Origin of the sequence: Ruegeria sp. HKCCA5763 (genome assembly GCF_013034545.1) — a bacterium.
In the GTDB taxonomy this organism is placed as follows: domain Bacteria; phylum Pseudomonadota; class Alphaproteobacteria; order Rhodobacterales; family Rhodobacteraceae; genus Ruegeria.
Window position 1 is genome coordinate 18836 of the sequence record NZ_WQGF01000003.1, and the last position, 16799, is coordinate 35634.

General features: G+C 52.7%; 11 protein-coding genes. 7 read left to right on the forward strand and 4 right to left on the reverse strand.

Features of this window, described 5'->3' with window-relative positions; all coding sequences use genetic code 11:
• The first annotated feature begins 202 nt into the window (after positions 1-202).
• Positions 203-1189: a DMT family transporter gene (locus tag GOV89_RS06640; protein ID WP_171181922.1), complete on the forward strand. Its 987-nt coding sequence runs from the start codon at positions 203-205 to the stop codon at positions 1187-1189.
• A gap of 59 nt (positions 1190-1248) precedes the next feature.
• On the opposite strand, the gene GOV89_RS06645 is transcribed toward GOV89_RS06640, so the two are convergent.
• Positions 1249-1806, reverse strand: a complete 558-nt coding sequence (locus GOV89_RS06645) for a CHAP domain-containing protein (RefSeq protein WP_245223323.1) — start codon at positions 1804-1806, stop codon at positions 1249-1251.
• Between the two features lie 129 nt (positions 1807-1935).
• Between GOV89_RS06645 and GOV89_RS06650 the strand changes: the two genes are divergently transcribed.
• The 6 genes from GOV89_RS06650 to GOV89_RS06675 all read left to right on the forward strand — a co-directional run bounded on the left by GOV89_RS06650 (position 1936) and on the right by GOV89_RS06675 (position 12191).
• Positions 1936-2073, forward strand: coding sequence for a hypothetical protein (locus GOV89_RS06650; protein ID WP_171181923.1), 138 nt, complete (start codon positions 1936-1938; stop codon positions 2071-2073).
• A 304-nt stretch (positions 2074-2377) separates the two neighbouring features.
• On the forward strand, positions 2378-2935 hold the full coding sequence (locus tag GOV89_RS06655; protein ID WP_171237861.1) for a hypothetical protein: 558 nt from the start codon (positions 2378-2380) through the stop codon (positions 2933-2935).
• Entirely contained in the window at positions 2922-4142 is a 1221-nt protein-coding gene (gltS, locus tag GOV89_RS06660) for a sodium/glutamate symporter (protein WP_171181927.1), read from the forward strand. Before GOV89_RS06655 ends, gltS begins: the two co-directional genes overlap by 14 nt.
• A 233-nt stretch (positions 4143-4375) precedes the next feature.
• Complete coding sequence (locus GOV89_RS06665) at positions 4376-10828, forward strand: GAF domain-containing protein (protein ID WP_171181929.1); 6453 nt, start codon at positions 4376-4378, stop codon at positions 10826-10828.
• 3 nt (positions 10829-10831) lie between these two features.
• Positions 10832-11173: an Hpt domain-containing protein gene (locus tag GOV89_RS06670; RefSeq protein WP_171181931.1), complete on the forward strand. Its 342-nt coding sequence runs from the start codon at positions 10832-10834 to the stop codon at positions 11171-11173.
• Positions 11166-12191, forward strand: a complete 1026-nt coding sequence (locus GOV89_RS06675) for an adenylate/guanylate cyclase domain-containing response regulator (protein ID WP_171181933.1) — start codon at positions 11166-11168, stop codon at positions 12189-12191. The genes GOV89_RS06670 and GOV89_RS06675 overlap by 8 nt, the downstream gene beginning before the upstream one ends.
• Positions 12192-12351: 160 nt before the next feature.
• Here the strand turns inward: GOV89_RS06675 and GOV89_RS06680 are convergent, their stop codons facing one another.
• From GOV89_RS06680 to GOV89_RS06690, 3 genes are all read right to left on the reverse strand, one after another.
• On the reverse strand, positions 12352-14853 hold the full coding sequence (locus GOV89_RS06680; RefSeq protein WP_171181935.1) for a cation:proton antiporter: 2502 nt from the start codon (positions 14851-14853) through the stop codon (positions 12352-12354).
• Positions 14853-15131, reverse strand: a complete 279-nt coding sequence (locus GOV89_RS06685) for a cupin (RefSeq protein ID WP_171181937.1) — start codon at positions 15129-15131, stop codon at positions 14853-14855. The genes GOV89_RS06680 and GOV89_RS06685 overlap by 1 nt, the downstream gene beginning before the upstream one ends.
• 71 nt (positions 15132-15202) lie before the next feature.
• On the reverse strand, positions 15203-16735 hold the full coding sequence (locus tag GOV89_RS06690; protein WP_171237862.1) for a phospholipase D family protein: 1533 nt from the start codon (positions 16733-16735) through the stop codon (positions 15203-15205).
• Positions 16736-16799 lie beyond the last annotated feature (64 nt).

A 16799-nucleotide genomic window follows, 5' to 3' on the forward strand; every position in this document is an offset into this window, starting at 1 on the left:
ACGGTTTCTAGACTTCCGTTACGTATAAACCTGATGTCATCGGGCCAGGCTTGAAACGAAATACCTGTTTTGATCTGGCGCACTCTCCCAAACCCAAACTGGCACCAACACTGCATGGAATGCGAGCTACGACCACAGAGGGTCGCAAAGTGACGTGACCCGTTAGATGGCCCGTGTTAGTGGCCATTTGAAAGGACGCTCCATGACCGAAGGCCAAAAGTTGCAAAACCCGACAGCTGGTATTGTTTTCATTCTGATCGGAATTTTGGCAATTTCTGTCAACGACATGGTGATCAAGTTTCTGTCGGGTGGTTACCCTTTGCATCAAATGGTCTTCACGAGATCGCTGATCGGAATCGGGTTCAGTTTGGCCCTGGTGCAGATGGAAGGCGGTTGGAAAATCTTGAAAACAGATCAGCCGGGGCTCCACCTTTTGCGAGGAGCGCTCATCGTCGTTGCCAATCTGACGTTCTTTACAGCCTTGGCTGTTATGCCTCTGGCCGAAGCGACTGCGGTGTTCTTTGTCGCGCCCTTGATGATAACGCTGCTCAGCATCCCATTACTCGGGGAAAAAGTTGGCCCCATGCGAATTGGTGCCGTAATTGTAGGTTTCGTAGGCGTTATAATAATGACTCGCCCGTGGGAGGCCGGTGGCACACGTGACGTTGGCCTGGTGATGTACGCCCTTCCGGTTGTCGCGGCTTTTACCTACGCGCTTAACAACGTGCTTACCCGCTTACTTGGCGCAAAATCCAAAGCCTCGGCTATGGCTGTCTACATTCAAACGTGTTTCATCGTCGTCAGCTTGTTATTCTGGTCGGTGGCGGGAGATGGACGTTTCGCCTCAGCGTTCGAGAACGAAAGCCTGGTTTTTCTACTTCGAGCCTGGGTCTGGCCAGAAGGTACCGATCGGTGGTTGTTTGTCGGGCTTGGGTTTAATTCCGCGATCATCGGCTATTGCCTGGGCCAGGCTTACCGTTTGGCAGATGCTGCCACGGTGGCTCCATTTGAATATGTCGGCCTTCCAATGGCGATTTTTTGGGGATGGGCAATCTGGGGCGAATTGCCAAACCTGCCGGTCGCAATTGGTATCACGCTGATCTTGGGATCGGGATTGTTTGTCTTCTTGCGTGAGCGCCAAAAGAAAAGAAACGTGGTTTCACAAAAGCGCGTGCACCGCCGCTATTAACGGCCCAAGCTGGTTGATCGGCCGGGTCGCACATGGCCGCGACGCGAAATCGGATTGGCTTACTCGGCCCCGCCAGGATAAATAAACCCATTCACCGGGTAGAAACTACCGTACTGGCCCGGCTGGCTTTCGACCCGGACCATCGTCCAGTCGTTGTTTTTTGACACATCCCTGACGCCCATTTTCAAGGATACCTTGTTACGGTGCCAATTGGCGTGATTCACGATGACTTCCCGTTCGGTGACAATGTCAGACACCACGGCCACATGGCCAAGTGGCATACCGCGCGTTGCCCGAAAGGACATAACCGCACCAACAACCGGCTCATTGCCTCGTGCAAAACTATTGCGTGCTTTCCCCCACCAATCCTTTGCATTACCTCGGATTTCGATTCCGCTCAGGGTACGTGCGTAGGGCACACACCAAACTCTTTGCCCCCGAGCGTGTTTTTTCGAGACCTCTTGAAGCGCCACTAGCTGACGTTCCGGATCGAGATCCGCGTCGCTCGGGCTTTGCGCGCAGGCCGAGACAAACGCAAAAAATCCCATCGCAATCACAGCGCGGGATGTGCCGGTCAGCAGCGGCCAAATCGTCGTTTTGCTGGTCCTGTTTAGCAAGAAACTTCGGTGTAGGTTTGAGTGGTGAAGAAGTTTTAAGGCGATAATGCGCGTTATGAAAAGAGCCCTGTTAAGCTCCGGCAGAAATTCGCCGGTTTCCCATTACACTTTTGCACTGGAGTTACACACATGTCCGACTGTTGGCGGCTCACCCCGGACATGGCCGTTCTGTGGGTATGTGCAAAACACATCGCAAATCTACAACCCAATGCAGGTATGCTCATAACGCTGCATGGCACCACTGACTTCCTTGCAGAAAGCCTTTGAATCTGGCCCACAAGTTTGGGCATTCACCATTTCGGTGTCGACTTACACGTGATCAACCCCACACGAGGGGTCCAATTTGATTGCTAGTGAACAACCGGCCTTTAGTGCAGCTGGACAGTGTTTTCCGGGGCCGACGAACGAATGACCTTAAAACATTTAGACATCAGAATATCAGCAATGCATGATAGTTTCGGTCACCGAGTTGCGTCTTTTGGCGTAAATTTTCAGATCCCGGAATCCTGTTTTGGTTCCAAAAAATAGCTACGAGGTGAATAATGAACCTTGCACATTCTGAGGGTCGAACATGAGTGGCCCTGCGCAGCCCTTGATCCGGTTGTCGTCAGCGCGACCGTTCTTGAGCACGTTGAATACTGCCTGTCCGGACGCCGATGAATTGCTAACACGCTTGGGAATTTCTCGATCCTCGTGCGATGAGCCCGAAGCACATAGCCACCCAATAGTTACGTATCATCTGTTTGAAGAGGTGGAAGCCGCCACAAACGACATTGATCTACCGGGGAAGCTTGGCGCTTTTCTAACGCCATTCGAAATTGCCGCGACTGAGCATTCCGGTTCAACTGAGCACCACCTGAACATCTATGGCAGACCCGCCGTTATGTCTGAGAAACGGTGTTTCGAGACACCTTTCGTTCCGGTGCAATTAGTGGCGTTTTTTGCCTGCTTGTTTTCAGAGATTGCTGCAAGAGTTGCCGGGAGTAGTTGGTCTGCCGACAATACGTTGGTAAACGTAAGCGATCCCAACGCATTACTAGATGACTTCAAAGGTTCCAAACCAATCCTGACACAACTGACCAAATTGACTTGCGTGGACGAGGGCACAAAACACAATGGAATTGCTTGATCCTATAGAAATCGACAGCTTTGGCGCCGTTACAATTGGGATATTGGTCTATTTCCTCGGTGCACGGCTGACCCGTCGCTATGCCGTCCTGTCCAAGTACAGCATCCCAGAACCCGTCAGCGGAGGCCTCTTGGCCGCCGTTCTGGCTCTGCTTGTAGTTTTGGCCACGGGCCGGGCGATAAGTTACGAACTAAGCGCCAGAGATTTCTTGCTGGTCTACTTTTTCACAACAGTTGGTCTCAACGCCCGTTTCGCTGACCTGCTCAAAGGTGGGCCCCTTCTTGTGCTCATGCTAGGGCTCACGATTGCCTTTATGCTCGTGCAGAATGTGGTTGGCATGGTTGGTGCGCTCGTGTTCGGTTTGCCGTCACAAGCAGGTGTGCTGTTGGGCACCGCATCTTTGATTGGTGGTCACGGCACAGCCATTGCCTGGGGCCCAACCATAGAAAACAGCTATCAAGTCACTGGCGCTTCAGAACTGGGAATAGCCACTGCCACAGTTGGTCTGATTTTAGCCAGCGTTCTGGGCGGTCCCATCGCCCGATTTCTCATCCAAAAGAACGATCTGACAAGTGCCCCGGACGTTGAAGAGGAGGTCGCGACGGTTGCGGAACCAGCCACCGACCAACCATCGACCCTGACCCATGTTGACCTGATGAATTGCGTGCTCTGGATTCACGTCGCCATTGGAATTGGATATTCAGCCTTCGAAGCACTTGAGGCGGCGGGGATCAAACTGCCTTTATTCGTACCCTGCCTTTTAACTGGTATCCTGCTATCGAACTTGTTGCCGCCGCTGCTTCCAAAGCTCTCATGGCCGGCGCGAACCCCTGCGATGAACGTGATTTCCGAATTCAGCCTGTCCGTGTTCTTGGCAATGTCGCTGATGAGCATGGAGTTATGGACCCTTGCCAGCAGCGCTGGCGTGCTGATCACAACCATGCTCTTGCAATCCATTGCGGCTGTAGCGTTCATCATTTTCATCGTCTTCCGTCTGATGGGGAAAAACTATTTCGCAGCTGTGATATCGGCAGGGTTCGCTGGTTTCTCTTTGGGCGCAACGCCAACCGCCATCGCAAACATGACTGCGGTCACACAACGCTATGGTCCTTCGCCAGTCGCGTTCATAGTGTTGCCGTTAGTCTCAGCGTTTTTTGTGGATTTGGCCAACGCGTTCATCATTCAGTGGTTCCTTGGATTTGGGTAGAGCACTGTGTTGCGCCAACGGGCTTGAAGTAAGCTCTGCAAACAAATGCCTGTTTTCCTCTCAGAACGTCCAGCCAGTTACCCCAGACCAGAGCTGCTTGGATTGCCAGATGACCAACCATCGGCTTAAGCGCGTTGAATTCTGTCCACAAAGAAACTCTGTGACTTCTATCGTATGCCCTTTAAACTGCGATCTTGTGTGTTTCATTGGTTTGCGCGGGAGCTCGAACGCAGGTGGATGGGAAGAGGACATCGGAAGAAGCCGGAAGTTCAGCGTCGTCATCTGCGCACAGTGTGGGGCTCAGCGCGGATGATCAGCAGGCGCGGTTCGAAGCAACCGCACGGGTTATGCAAGCGATCTCCGAGACCAAGGATGATGTACAGCCGGTATGCGACCTGATTGTAACACTGGCAAAAGATCTCTGTGATGCCTTTTTTGCTGGTCTGGTTCTTGGACGCGAAGGGGATGCGCGTCAGAAACTGGTTGCCAGCGTCAATCTACACCCGGATATCCAACAGCTCTGGCGCGACGGCAAGTATACGATGGAGCCGGGCAACTCGATCGTAACTGACACTATTCTCAGCGGTGAGACCAGACGCGTTGTCGACATGGGCGACACCGATTTCCATAGATCAGGAGATGAGCGCTTTAAGCTCATTGTCGACACGCATGGGTGCCGGAGCAATCTGTTTGTCCCGTTAAAGGTAGGTGGCAGCGCAATCGGTTGCCTGATGCTGGCACGGAACGAAGTGAGACCATACTCTGACGATCAGGTGCAGCTGGTTGAAACTTTCGCCGCTCAGGCGGTCATCGCGATAGAAAATGTTCGCCAGTTCAGCGAGTTGCAGGCCCAATTGGCTCGCGAAGGTGCCACGCGCGACGTTTTGGAGACGATCACCCGGTCTCGGGATGATGAAGCACCGGTATTTCAGACGATCTTGGAAAATACGGCCCGGCTTTGCGAAACGGACGTAGCTACATTGAGCCTCGTAAATGAGGCGGGAACCCATCTGGAATATGCGGCCCATTTTGGCGATCAATTGGCCACATATAAAGTCGGCGTGGATCGTTGGTCTTTGGATTCGAATTTACAGATTGCCGAAGCCGTGCGGGAAGCGCGGGTCATTCACAATGTCGATTTGCGCCAGACAGACCACTACATCAACGGGGATCGTTGGCGCCGCCAATTGGTTGATGAAGAAGGCGTCCGATCGTTTCTGACGGTTCCTTTGATGTCTGCGGATGGTGATCCTGTAGGCGTCATCGGGATTTACCGTCGGGAAGTGCGGCCCTTTACAGACAGCGAGATTTCTTTGGTCGAAGGCTTTGCGGCGCAGGCTGTGATCGCAATCGACAATACCCGCCAAATGAAAGAGCTGCGCTCTCAATTGGAACGGCAAACGGCGACACAGGAGGTACTGAGTGTCATCAGCAAAAGCCGTGACAATGACGCACGAGTCTTTGAAGCCGTGCTTCAGCAGGCCACGGAAATCTGTGACGCGGATCAGGCGGCGCTGGTTTTGGTCAACGCTGCGGGAACCCACATTCAATTGGCCGGTGCATGGGGGCACGATAGAACCGACGTTGAATTAGGAGAGGAGTGGCCTCTTGATGGTTCGGTCACGGCAGCGGCGGCGATACGAAATTGCAAGGTTGTACGTGTCGAGGACATCGCCGACACCGAGTTCTACCGCTCGGGTGATCCTACGGCTGTTACAATGGTCGAAATCGAAGGCATCAGGTCACGGGTTGTTGTGCCCTTGATGCAGGGGGAACAGGCGATCGGTGCTATTGCGGTTAGCCGCCGCGAGGTCCGCCCGTTTTCTGATCCCGACGTGCAATTCATCGAAGAGTTCGCCAAACACGCAGTCATAGCGATAGAAAATACGCGCCAATTTCGAGAGGTTCAGGAACGGCTAGAGCGCGAAAAAGCATCGCGAGAAATCCTCGAAGTCATAAGCCGCAGCCGCGATGACGAAAGACCTGTATTCCAAAGCATTCTCGAAAACTCCAGCCGTTTGTGCAAAGCGCCGTTGGCCTTTTTATGTGTCGCTGATCACGAACGCGGTCTCGCAACGATCCCGGCCAATATTGGCGCAAGAACCGATTTTGACGAAGCGCTCAAAAACTTTGTAGAGCCGCTAACGCGCACTGAATTAATTGCGATCAAACCAATGATCGATGGCGAGGTCATTCGCCAGGACGACATCGCGGACGATCCTCTTTACTTTAGGGATCGTGACCCAAAACGGGTTCAGATGGTTGAGATTGAAGGAGCCCGCTCGGTTCTGGCGGTTCCGTTGATGAAGAACGGCACCGGTCTCGGGGTGATCGTGCTCTATCGTCGTGAAGTTGCACCTTTCTCAGACGACGATGTGGCTCTGGTCCAAACCTTTGCAGCTCAAGCCGTAATCGCAATGGAAAACGTCCGCCAGTTCCGGGAAGTGCAGGATCGGACAGCCGAAGTAACGCAAGCCTTGGAATACCAGACCGCCACCTCTGACGTGTTGTCGGTCATCTCGCGATCTCCAGACGAGCTGAGACCGGTGCTCGAAGAAATCCTGAGGGTCGCAAGCCGAATCTGCGAACCAAAATACGCCGCTATTTCCTTCCTGAATCCCGAAGACGGCCTTTATCACACTGACATCATGCTCGATTTTGACAGCGAATTCATGAAATTCATGAAAGCTAACCCGGTGCCAGCAGGACACGGGAGCGGCATTGGTCAAACAGCTGCACGAGGCGAAACAGTCTATTACAAGGATACCGAGGCGGACGAGTACAAATGGAAAGAGGCCGCGCGCATCGGGAATTACCGTTCGCTCCTGGGCGTACCACTGATCAAGGGCAAAGCTGTGGTCGGAGTGATAGTCTTGTGCCACGACAAAGTCGCACCGTTTGATGCAAAGCAAATCGCCCTTTTAGAAACTTTTGCGGCTCAGGCCGTAATCGCGATCAACAATACTCAGCTGTTCGAAGAAGTTCAGGCCCGTACAGCCGAAGTTGAAGAGACACTGAAGTACCAGACAGCCACATCTGAGGTGCTTGATGTCATCTCCCGGTCACCCAACGATCTACCGCCTGTGTTGGATGCAATCCTGGAGGTATCGTCGCGCATCTGCTCGCCAGAGTATGCGTTCTTTGCCATGCGAGATGCCGACGATGGGCTTTATCGCGTGGTTGTGTCCCATAATGTAAGCGACGCGTTCCTGGATTTCTTGTCAAACAACCCAATAGCTCCTGACGAAGGTTCATGTATAGGGCGAACCGCGTTGCATGGAGAAACGGTCTATATCGAGGATACTCGGAACGATGCCTCTTACACGTGGAAAGAAGCCGCGGAGATAGGAGATTACCTTACTACATTGGGGGTCCCACTTGTCAAAAATGGTCGCACGCTTGGTGTTATTGTTATGGCACACAGGCAGGCGTCGGCATTTAGCGGCAAACAGATCAACCTTCTGGAAACATTCGCGTCCCAGGCCCTGATTGCTATCAACAACACGCAGCTCTTCGAGGAAGTGCAAAGGCGCACGGCAGAAGTTGAAGAATCGCTGGAGTATCAAAAGGCCACGAGTGAAGTACTCGAAGTTATTTCCCGATCTCCGGACGCCTTAGAGCCGGTATTGGAAGCGTTGCTTGCCGTTTCGTCCCGTATTTGCCGCCTTCAAGATGCTTTCGTGGCGCTGAAGAAACCTGAAGATGGCAAGTACCATTTCTTTGCTGGCCACAACGTGTCAGACGCATTCACCGACTTTATCAAAATGCACCCATTTGAACCGGGGGAAACATCTGCAACTGCACGGGCGCTGTTGTATGGGCGCGCCGATTACGTCGAAGATACTCAGGCCGATCCCAATTATGATCCAGTTCTGAAGTCGAACCTCGACGGTTATCGATCCGTCCTTTCGGTACCGTTGATACGTGACGGCGACACAATTGGTGTCATCAGCATGGGGAGCAGAACCCCCGCGGCTTTTGACGAGAAGCAAATCAAGCAGATGGAAACTTTTGCGTCGCAAGCGATAATCGCCATTCAAAACTCGCAGCTTTTCAATGACACGCAAACTGCACTTGCCCGCCAAACAGCAAGTGCGGACGTTCTCAGAGCTATTTCTGAATCCCCAACCGATACCAAACCAGTATTCGAGAAGATTGTCGGACTGGCAACGACGCTGATAGACTGCGACCTGGCTATTGCCATTCAAGCCAATAGAACTGAGATTTGGCAAGTCGCTGTCGCAACTCCTCAAGGTGTGGAAGAAGTCAAGTGGACGGATCGGCTTCCGATTGATCCCGAGGACAATTTACCTTCCTGGTCGATCAAAAGTGGTAAGACGCTAAACATGCCAAAGTGGCGCTACGACGAATTACCGCGGCGCGACAAAAAAATCTTTCGCGAAAAGGGATTTAAATCGTCTTTGATGGTGCCCTTGATGCGCGGGAAAGACTGTTTCGGCAACTTGGTATTTATTCGAAAGACGTCAAAGGTTTTTACGGACGACGAAGTGTCGATTGCCGAGTCTTTTGCAGATCAGGCCATCATCGCGCTGGAAAACGTGCGCTTGTTTAACGAGACTCAAGCTTCTTTGGCGCGTCAGACTGCGAGTGCGGACATTCTACGGGTGATCAGCCAATCTCCTGACGACATCAAACCTGTCTTCGAGGCCATTGCAGAGGCGGGCGTACGGCTGGTTTCCTGTGACATGGTAGCCGCCATGACGGCGCAAGATAATACGTTCGAGGTTCTGGCAAGGGTCAGTGCAGAAGGAGTTGCCACCCTTGAAGGCAACCAAAGTTTTCCGATCGACCCGGATCCGATGTCCAGCTTTCCTGCTCAGGTTCTTCATCACAAGAAGATGCTTCATCTGCCCGATTGGGACACGATCGAGCTCTCGCCATTCGAACAGATTACGTATGATCGGCATGGCGTTCGCGCCGCTTTGTTGCTGCCCCTGATGAAAGGCAAAGCGTGTCTGGGCGTGTTGGTGTTCGCTCGGAAAACAGCCGGGGCTTTCACCAAAGATGAAATCGACCTCGCGTACTCGTTTGCGGATCAGGCGGTAATTGCCATCGAGAACGTGCGCCTATTCCGTGAGGCCGAAGAGGCGCGAAAGGCCGCTGAGGAAGCAAACGAAGCAAAAAGTGCTTTCTTGGCGACAATGTCCCACGAAATTCGAACTCCCATGAATGCCGTAATCGGGATGAGCGGGCTGTTGATGGACACAGAGCTGGATGCCGAGCAAAGTGACTATGCGAATACGATCCGCGATAGTGGCGATGCGCTTTTGGGTATCATTAACGAAATCCTCGATTTTTCGAAAATTGAAGCTGGACAGATGGATATCGAGAACCATCCGTTCGACCTGCGCGAATGTATAGAAAGCGCGCTCGATTTAGTCAGCGGCAAGGCTGCCGAGAAACAACTCGATTTGGCCTATGAGTTCGATGACTCACTCCCCCAGGCGATCAGCGCGGACCTGACCAGATTGCGGCAAATTTTGCTGAATCTTCTCTCTAACGCTGTGAAATTCACCGAAAGCGGAGAAGTGGTTCTGTCAGTTGAGCAATCTGCCGAGGTAAACGGATCACTGGAGCTGACGTTTAGAGTCCGAGACACAGGTATCGGCCTATCTAAAAAGGGTATGAGCCGCCTATTTCAGTCTTTCAGCCAGGCAGACAGTTCAACGACCCGCAAATATGGCGGCACTGGTCTGGGTCTTGCGATCTCGAAACGCCTCGCCGAACTTATGGGAGGGACCATGTGGGCTGAAAGCGAAGGAGAGGGAAACGGTTCCACCTTTGTTTTCAAGATTCAGGCAAAACCTGCAAAACCAGTTAAGCCGTCCTCCCGCAATCTTGTCGGCCCTCAGCCTGAACTTGAAGGCAAACGCATTTTGATGGTCGACGATAATGCCACCAATCGCAAAATCCTGTCTCTTCAAACCGAGAAATGGGGCACCCGGACCACGACGTGTGCATCTCCGTCAGAAGCGCTGAGTATACTTGGAGAAGGCATCGAGTTCGATTTAGCAGTTCTAGACATGCATATGCCTGAAATGGATGGGGTAGAGCTTGCCAAACAGATACGCGCCAAGAAGCCTGGGTTGCCACTAATCCTTTTCAGTTCACTTGGCCCGCGCGAAATAGATTTGGAGGATGGGCTTTTTGCTGCCAACCTTGCCAAACCTTTGCGCCAATCCCACCTGTTCGATACCCTGGTCACACTGTTCGCGACTGAAAAGCTGCGCGTAAAGCCGTCAAAACCACAGGACAAACCCCAAACCGATCCGGACATGGCAACGCGCCATCCACTGCGAATTTTGCTGGCAGAGGATAATTTGGTGAACCAGAAACTTGCACTCCGCCTGCTGGAACAGATGGGCTATCGCGCTGATTTGGCCAGCAACGGTGCCGAGGCTGTCGAAAGCGTCAACCGTCAGACATACGATGTCGTTTTCATGGATGTGCAAATGCCCGAGATGGATGGGCTTGAAGCGTCTCGCCGTATCAACAAAGCGCATCCGGATGGAAGCCGTCCTCGCATAGTCGCGATGACCGCCAACGCCATGCAGGGCGACCGTGAGATGTGTCTGGAAGCAGGGATGGACGACTATATCACCAAACCGATCCGCGTGCCTGTCCTCATCGAAGCCCTATTAAATTGCCCCAGAACAAGAAGGTGATCCATGACAGACAGCCCGATTGATCATGAAATCTTCATGGAGCTAAAGGACGCCACAGGCGAAGAGTTTGCAGCAGAGCTTGTGAACACCTTTCTCGACGAAGCGCCAAGTATGATTGGCGAATTGAAAGCGGCCGCGAACGAAGCCGATGCCGACCGATACCGCCGTGCTGCACATTCTATCAAGTCGAACGCCAACACGTTCGGTGCAACGGCTCTTGCCGAACTGGCCAGGAAAGTCGAACTGGGAGAACTGCCCGAAGCCGGAGACTTAACAGAAGCTGCCGCTTTAGAGACCGCCCTCGCCACTGCAGCTACTGCCCTACGGAGCCTGATTGATGTCTGACGCCCCCGGTCATTTGCTCATCGTCGACGACAACAAGGTCAATCGCTTGCTTTTATCTCGCAGTGTAGAACTCTTGGGCCATCAAGCATCGGTCGCGGAAAACGGCCGAGTGGCGATGGAGATGTTGTCTGGTCAGCCATTTGACTTGCTTTTGCTGGATATCGAGATGCCGGAAATGGACGGTTTCCAGGTTCTTGAAGCTGTCAAATCGGACACCGAACTGCGGGATTTGCCAGTGATCGTGACGTCGTCTGTTGAGGGACTCGACAATGTCGTACGCTGCATTGAATTGGGTGCCGAAGACTACCTGCCGAAACCAGTCAACAAGACACTTCTCAGTGCGCGCGTCTCCAGCGGCCTTGAAAAGAAAAGACTCAGGGACGAACAAAAGCGACTGCTAGAGCGTTTTGCAACAACTGAGGTGGCCCAAGACCTACAGGAATCTGGCTTTGCCATAGGTGGTAAGCGCGCCAATGCTTCGGTTCTATTTTGTGATATTCGCGGCTTTACGACCTTGTCGGAAAACCTCGCTCCTGAGGATACGATTGACCTGCTCAACACCTTTTACACCTTGATGTTTGAGGCAGTTACCAGCAATGGCGGGATTGTCAGCCTGATGCTGGGTGACGGGTTGATGGCTCTTTTCGGAGTTCCGCAGCCCCTGCCCAACTCGGCGCAAAGTGCAGTGGCGGCAGGACATGAAATGCACAACATGATCGAGATGTTAAATCTCGAACGGCGCGCAGAAGAGAAAAGCGACCTAAAGATCGGTATCGGAATAGCGACTGGCGAAGTCGTCGCTGGCTATGCCGGGACAGACAACCGGGCGACGTATACTTGTATCGGATCGACCGTAAACCTTGCTGCGCGCCTGGAAGCAGAAACGCAGAAAACCGGAAGCCGGATGTTGATTGATCAAGAAACCTTCGATCTTTTGGAAGGGGCTGACGTGTTGCAGACATTTGGTGGCACCAGGATCAAAGGTTTCTCTGATCCGATCGATATTCATGCGCTTTGACCATTCGCGCAGCGCAGTGGGTGAACTCCGTTATTCAATGAACTCAAAATTTATGAAGCAACGCCATGAGCACACCGGCACGGGTTTAGCAGACAGGTAACTATCGAGACCTGTCCAAGCGTCATCAGCTAGGACTTCGTGCAATTCGAAAACTTGGGCGTTACTTCGGCTCAAGAAGCTTTTCCAGTTCGACACCTTGGTTTGCGGCGCTCGAAAGTACGGCTTCGCGCAACGCCTTACTGCGCTTAACAAGCCTCCGGAATTTTTCTTCATCCAAAACCAATAAGGTCGTGGGTACAATCGCTTGGACGGAGGCGCGGCGTTTTTGGCGGAGCAATAATTCAGCTTGCCCAAAAATTTCACCCCTACCCAACCGCCAACTCTGGCCGCCCATCTCCAATTCAACTGCTCCTGACGCAATGAAGTACACGCTTCGCGCCGGAGCGTTTTTTTGGATGACAACTTCGCCTGCCTCAACATAGCGCGTCTTCAAAGCGCGGACGAGCTTTCTAAGCCTCGCGGGATCCACGTCTGAGAATACGGGCAATTGTTTTACAAGCTCGGTGGCCCGCGGTGCAATGTCGATCCTTGGGCGTTCTTCTTCCTTTGCACGTTTCGCGGAAACATCATTCAAGAGTACGGAATAGAGTTCTGCACCTATGAGCCCTTCATCGAACATTTCGGTGTACTCTCGTTCTTCCAGCCGCAGAGCAATTCGGCGAATGAAACGACGCTGAACTTCTTCTGCAAAACCCGGGTACTGAAGCTGAAGGCCGTCAAGAGCTGTATCGACATATTCTGCGCGCCGATCAACAAGCTCCCTTAGAATGTCCGTCACCCTTCGCCCATGTATTCGGCGAATGCGTCGTTCTAAAAACCGATAAACGTCCCGCAGAACGAGGCGTTGTGCAAGCAAGACTTCAAAACGGTGCGCGGTCACACGGGCAAGTGGTGTTTGCAGCCGGAGCTTGTTGTTTAAAAAAGCGGCAATGCGAAACAAACGTCCGTAGTCCACAGTGCGACGTGCCGCTCGCAAGTATCCCGTGCGGCCCTGCAAGCGTGTTGCTTCAATAAGCCGGTCAATATCCAGAAGCGCCTTTTCGGCCAGTCGAATAGAAAGTGATCTGTCGCGCATGTGGCTAAGAACAAAATTTCGTTCCGCTCCTGCCAGGGCAAGGAGGCCCAGGGTTACGCGGTCCCGGTCAAGAATGTCTTTGCGCTCTTCGGCCGAGCGAACCTCTGTTTCCAGTCTTTGCCCGAACTGAACAGCTTCAGACCTGATGATTTCCGGATTCAGTTCGTAGCTCGCAGTTGTTTTTTCCACATCTTCCCGAACTGTCTGGAGCGACACAGCAACAACCTGGCGGGACAAGGCTTCGTCTACTGATGAAAGCTTATCGAGCCCAAGGCGACGTATGAAGGGCCTGAGAGTCGGCCCTTGAACGATCAGGGTAAATAGGGTGAAACCCGTCGCGAGGATACCAACGGCGCGTTGCGTCTCGGCGGCGACTTGATTGTTCTCGGTGACAGCAAGCGCCAATGCCAGCGTCACCGCACCTCGCATACCGCCCCAGAGTATTGCGTAACGAAACGGACGTTCCACAAGTGGTGAAACACGTACGAGTGACAAAAATGGCAGAAAACCAAACAGAATGAAGACCCGCGCGGCAACTGCGGCAACAATCACAACCAAGATCAGCACAAAGTCTGTCCACTGAACACCGCTTAACAGTTTGGGGATTAAAAGCGCCGCTAAAATGAAGATCAAAGCTCCGGCCCAATGCGCAAGAACGTCCCATACATCTGTGAGGCTTGTCCAAGCTTGGGGGGTCAGTCGGCCGGGCGCAGATAGGTTCAATGTGATCCCAGACACAACAACCGCGATTACACCCGACGCGCCGACACTCTGCTCTGCAATGACATATGTCAGATAAGGTAAGGCAATGGAGATCGAGATTTGAGCGAGCTCGAAACCTTCAATCAAGTTCATCAACCATAAGCTGGAACGCGCGAGAACCCATCCTGTCACAGCCCCCCCAACCAAAAGTAACGGAAACTGAACCAAAGCATCTTGCGGTCGCGGGTCGGGCGCGCCGACCATGACGAATCCTATGAACAGTCCAAATAGGGCGATTGCGGCTGCATCGTTCAAAAGGCTCTCGCCTTCGATTATTCGCGCCAGTCTTTGCGGGGCGGCAATCGAGCGAAAGATGCTAACAACCGCCGATGGGTCCGTCGTTGAAATGATGGCGCCCAGCAGCAGGCAAGCAACGGTAGGAAGGGAACTAACTGCCGCAAGAGCAAACCCAACGGTGAATGTCGCCACAAATACCGCGACAATAGCCAGAACGAGTATCGGCACCCAGTCGTCCAGCATACGTCGCAAGTTCATACCCAACGTCGCCTGAAAGAGTAGCGTGGGCAAAAAAATGTAAAGAAACACATTCGCGCGGATTGGAAACCCGAGGATTGCTTCCGCCACCGGGTTCATCACTTCCGTCAGATCAGTCTGAAGGAAAAAGGTCGCGGCAACACCAATTATGATGCCTAGAACCGCAAGAACGACGCTGTATGGAATTTGAAGGCGTGCCGCAACTGGCTCGGCAAGGCCGATAACCACGAAAAGCGAAGCAACCACTGTTGTTACAAGAACAATGTCCATCAAACGTCGCCTGTTATGATGTCACGAGGCACGCTTTCATTCGCGCTCACGCGGATCACCCCCGTAAGATTCATCAGTCCTTGGGGAGCTGGCATTACGTGGAATGTTTCATTCCATACAGACTTTATCCTTAAGAACATGGGGTTCTTGTAGGATACAGGTTCTGAAAATTCGATTGCCTGAGCGGATAGAGCAAAGCGCCACCTTTCGTTTTTGGCTTCGACATCTTGCCGATGACTCTCGCCAGCTTCACCAGCATAGTGGTTGAAATCCTTCACGGTAAAACCTTTTCAAGTGCAGCCGCTTCCCCAATTACGTCGGCAAGCCGTCAGAGTATCTATCAAAAAAACTAAAGCTGAGACCCGATTGGTAAAATACTTAGAAATCCGGCGACTATATGATCCCAGGCCGACCCCGTCGGCTCTGATCGATATTCGAGAACGTTGCCATCCTCTCCTCTTGTCGTCCATTTTAGTTGACCAGCTTGCTCTAGCGTCACGTTATAAGTGTATGCGGGTAGCGCCTCGTCCAAAACACCCATGGTTTGCGTGGTCAAGGTCGGCGAATCTATCAGAATTCCCATTTCCGTGTTTATGTTGACAGAACGCGGATCCCAGTTGAACGATCCCACAAACAAGTAACGGTCATCAACTGCGAATGCCTTGGAATGTAAGCCCGACCTGGACTGAGCCCAGTTGATACCGCGGCGTTGGACCTGATAGGCGTCAGGCCGTAGCTCGTAGAGTTCTACTCCACCGCGTAATAGTGCTCGGCGTTTTTTGGCATAGTGCGCATAAACGGGTGCGACATCGTTAGATGCCAGGGAATTGGTTACAACCTTTACGTCGACACCGCGGCTTTCTAGTTCGGTCAGCCATTTCACACCATTGTTGCGCGGCACGAAATAGGCGGACACGATATTCACTTCACTGCTGGCATTCTCGAAATACGGAAGCAATTGAGACGCAAGAATTGGATCTGAGTTCTCGAGACCTGCGGCTTTTGAAGGCGGATCAGCATACAGTTTTGCGGGCAACCAATCCAATGATAGGGCTCCGTCCGCAAAATTCTCTTTTGCTGACTTTCTGAGGGCCGCGCCGTACTGCGTTTGCTTCGCTTTCTCGACCAGTTCATTCAACATGCGGCGCGCATCACCAAGATCAAATTCTTCAGGTTCACCAACGACCACACGCGCAGGAACGGCGAACTCGCTGTTCCAATACGCATCGAAACTGCGGGAGACCTCACTTACAACAGGACCTGCTGCCAATACGTCCAAATCTGCGTAGTTCATTTCCTTCCGTGCCAGAAAATACTCGGCACCGATGTTTCTGCCACCCACTATTGTAAACACGTTGTCAGCCGTCATGGACTTGTTGTGCATTCTGCGATTGATGCGTTTGAAATCTGTCAGCCCTGCAATCAGCAGGCTTTGATCCATCCAAAACGGGTTGAACAGCCTGATCTCTATGTTCTTGTGGTTGTCCAAAGCGGCGGTCATCGCGTCATAGCTGGACGTATCCATGTCATCCAGCAGAAGCCGGACACGAACACCCCGATCTGCTGCCTGCAACAGACTGGCTGCGAATAGGTGGCCCGTGGGGTCGTCGTGCAGAAGGTAATATTGTGCGTCAATTGTTCGCTCGGCTGCAGCGGCCATCAACAGCCGAGAGACAAGCGCTTCTTCCCCATCACTGATTAGCTTGACACCCGACCGACCGTCTTTGGGGTCGCCAAGCCGGTTGGCTGCCTGTCCCAAAGTTGTATTTGCACTCGCTGGCAGCGAAGCCGTCACTGTCTTTTCATATGTACGTGTTTTGGGGGCACAAGCGACCAGTGCAACCGTGCAGAATAGATAAACCACGAATTTCCACGGCGCCATCGACATCCTCCAAAACCCATGCCCTAGGTGACTACGACGGGGCACGCGATTGCAAGTTTGTTCT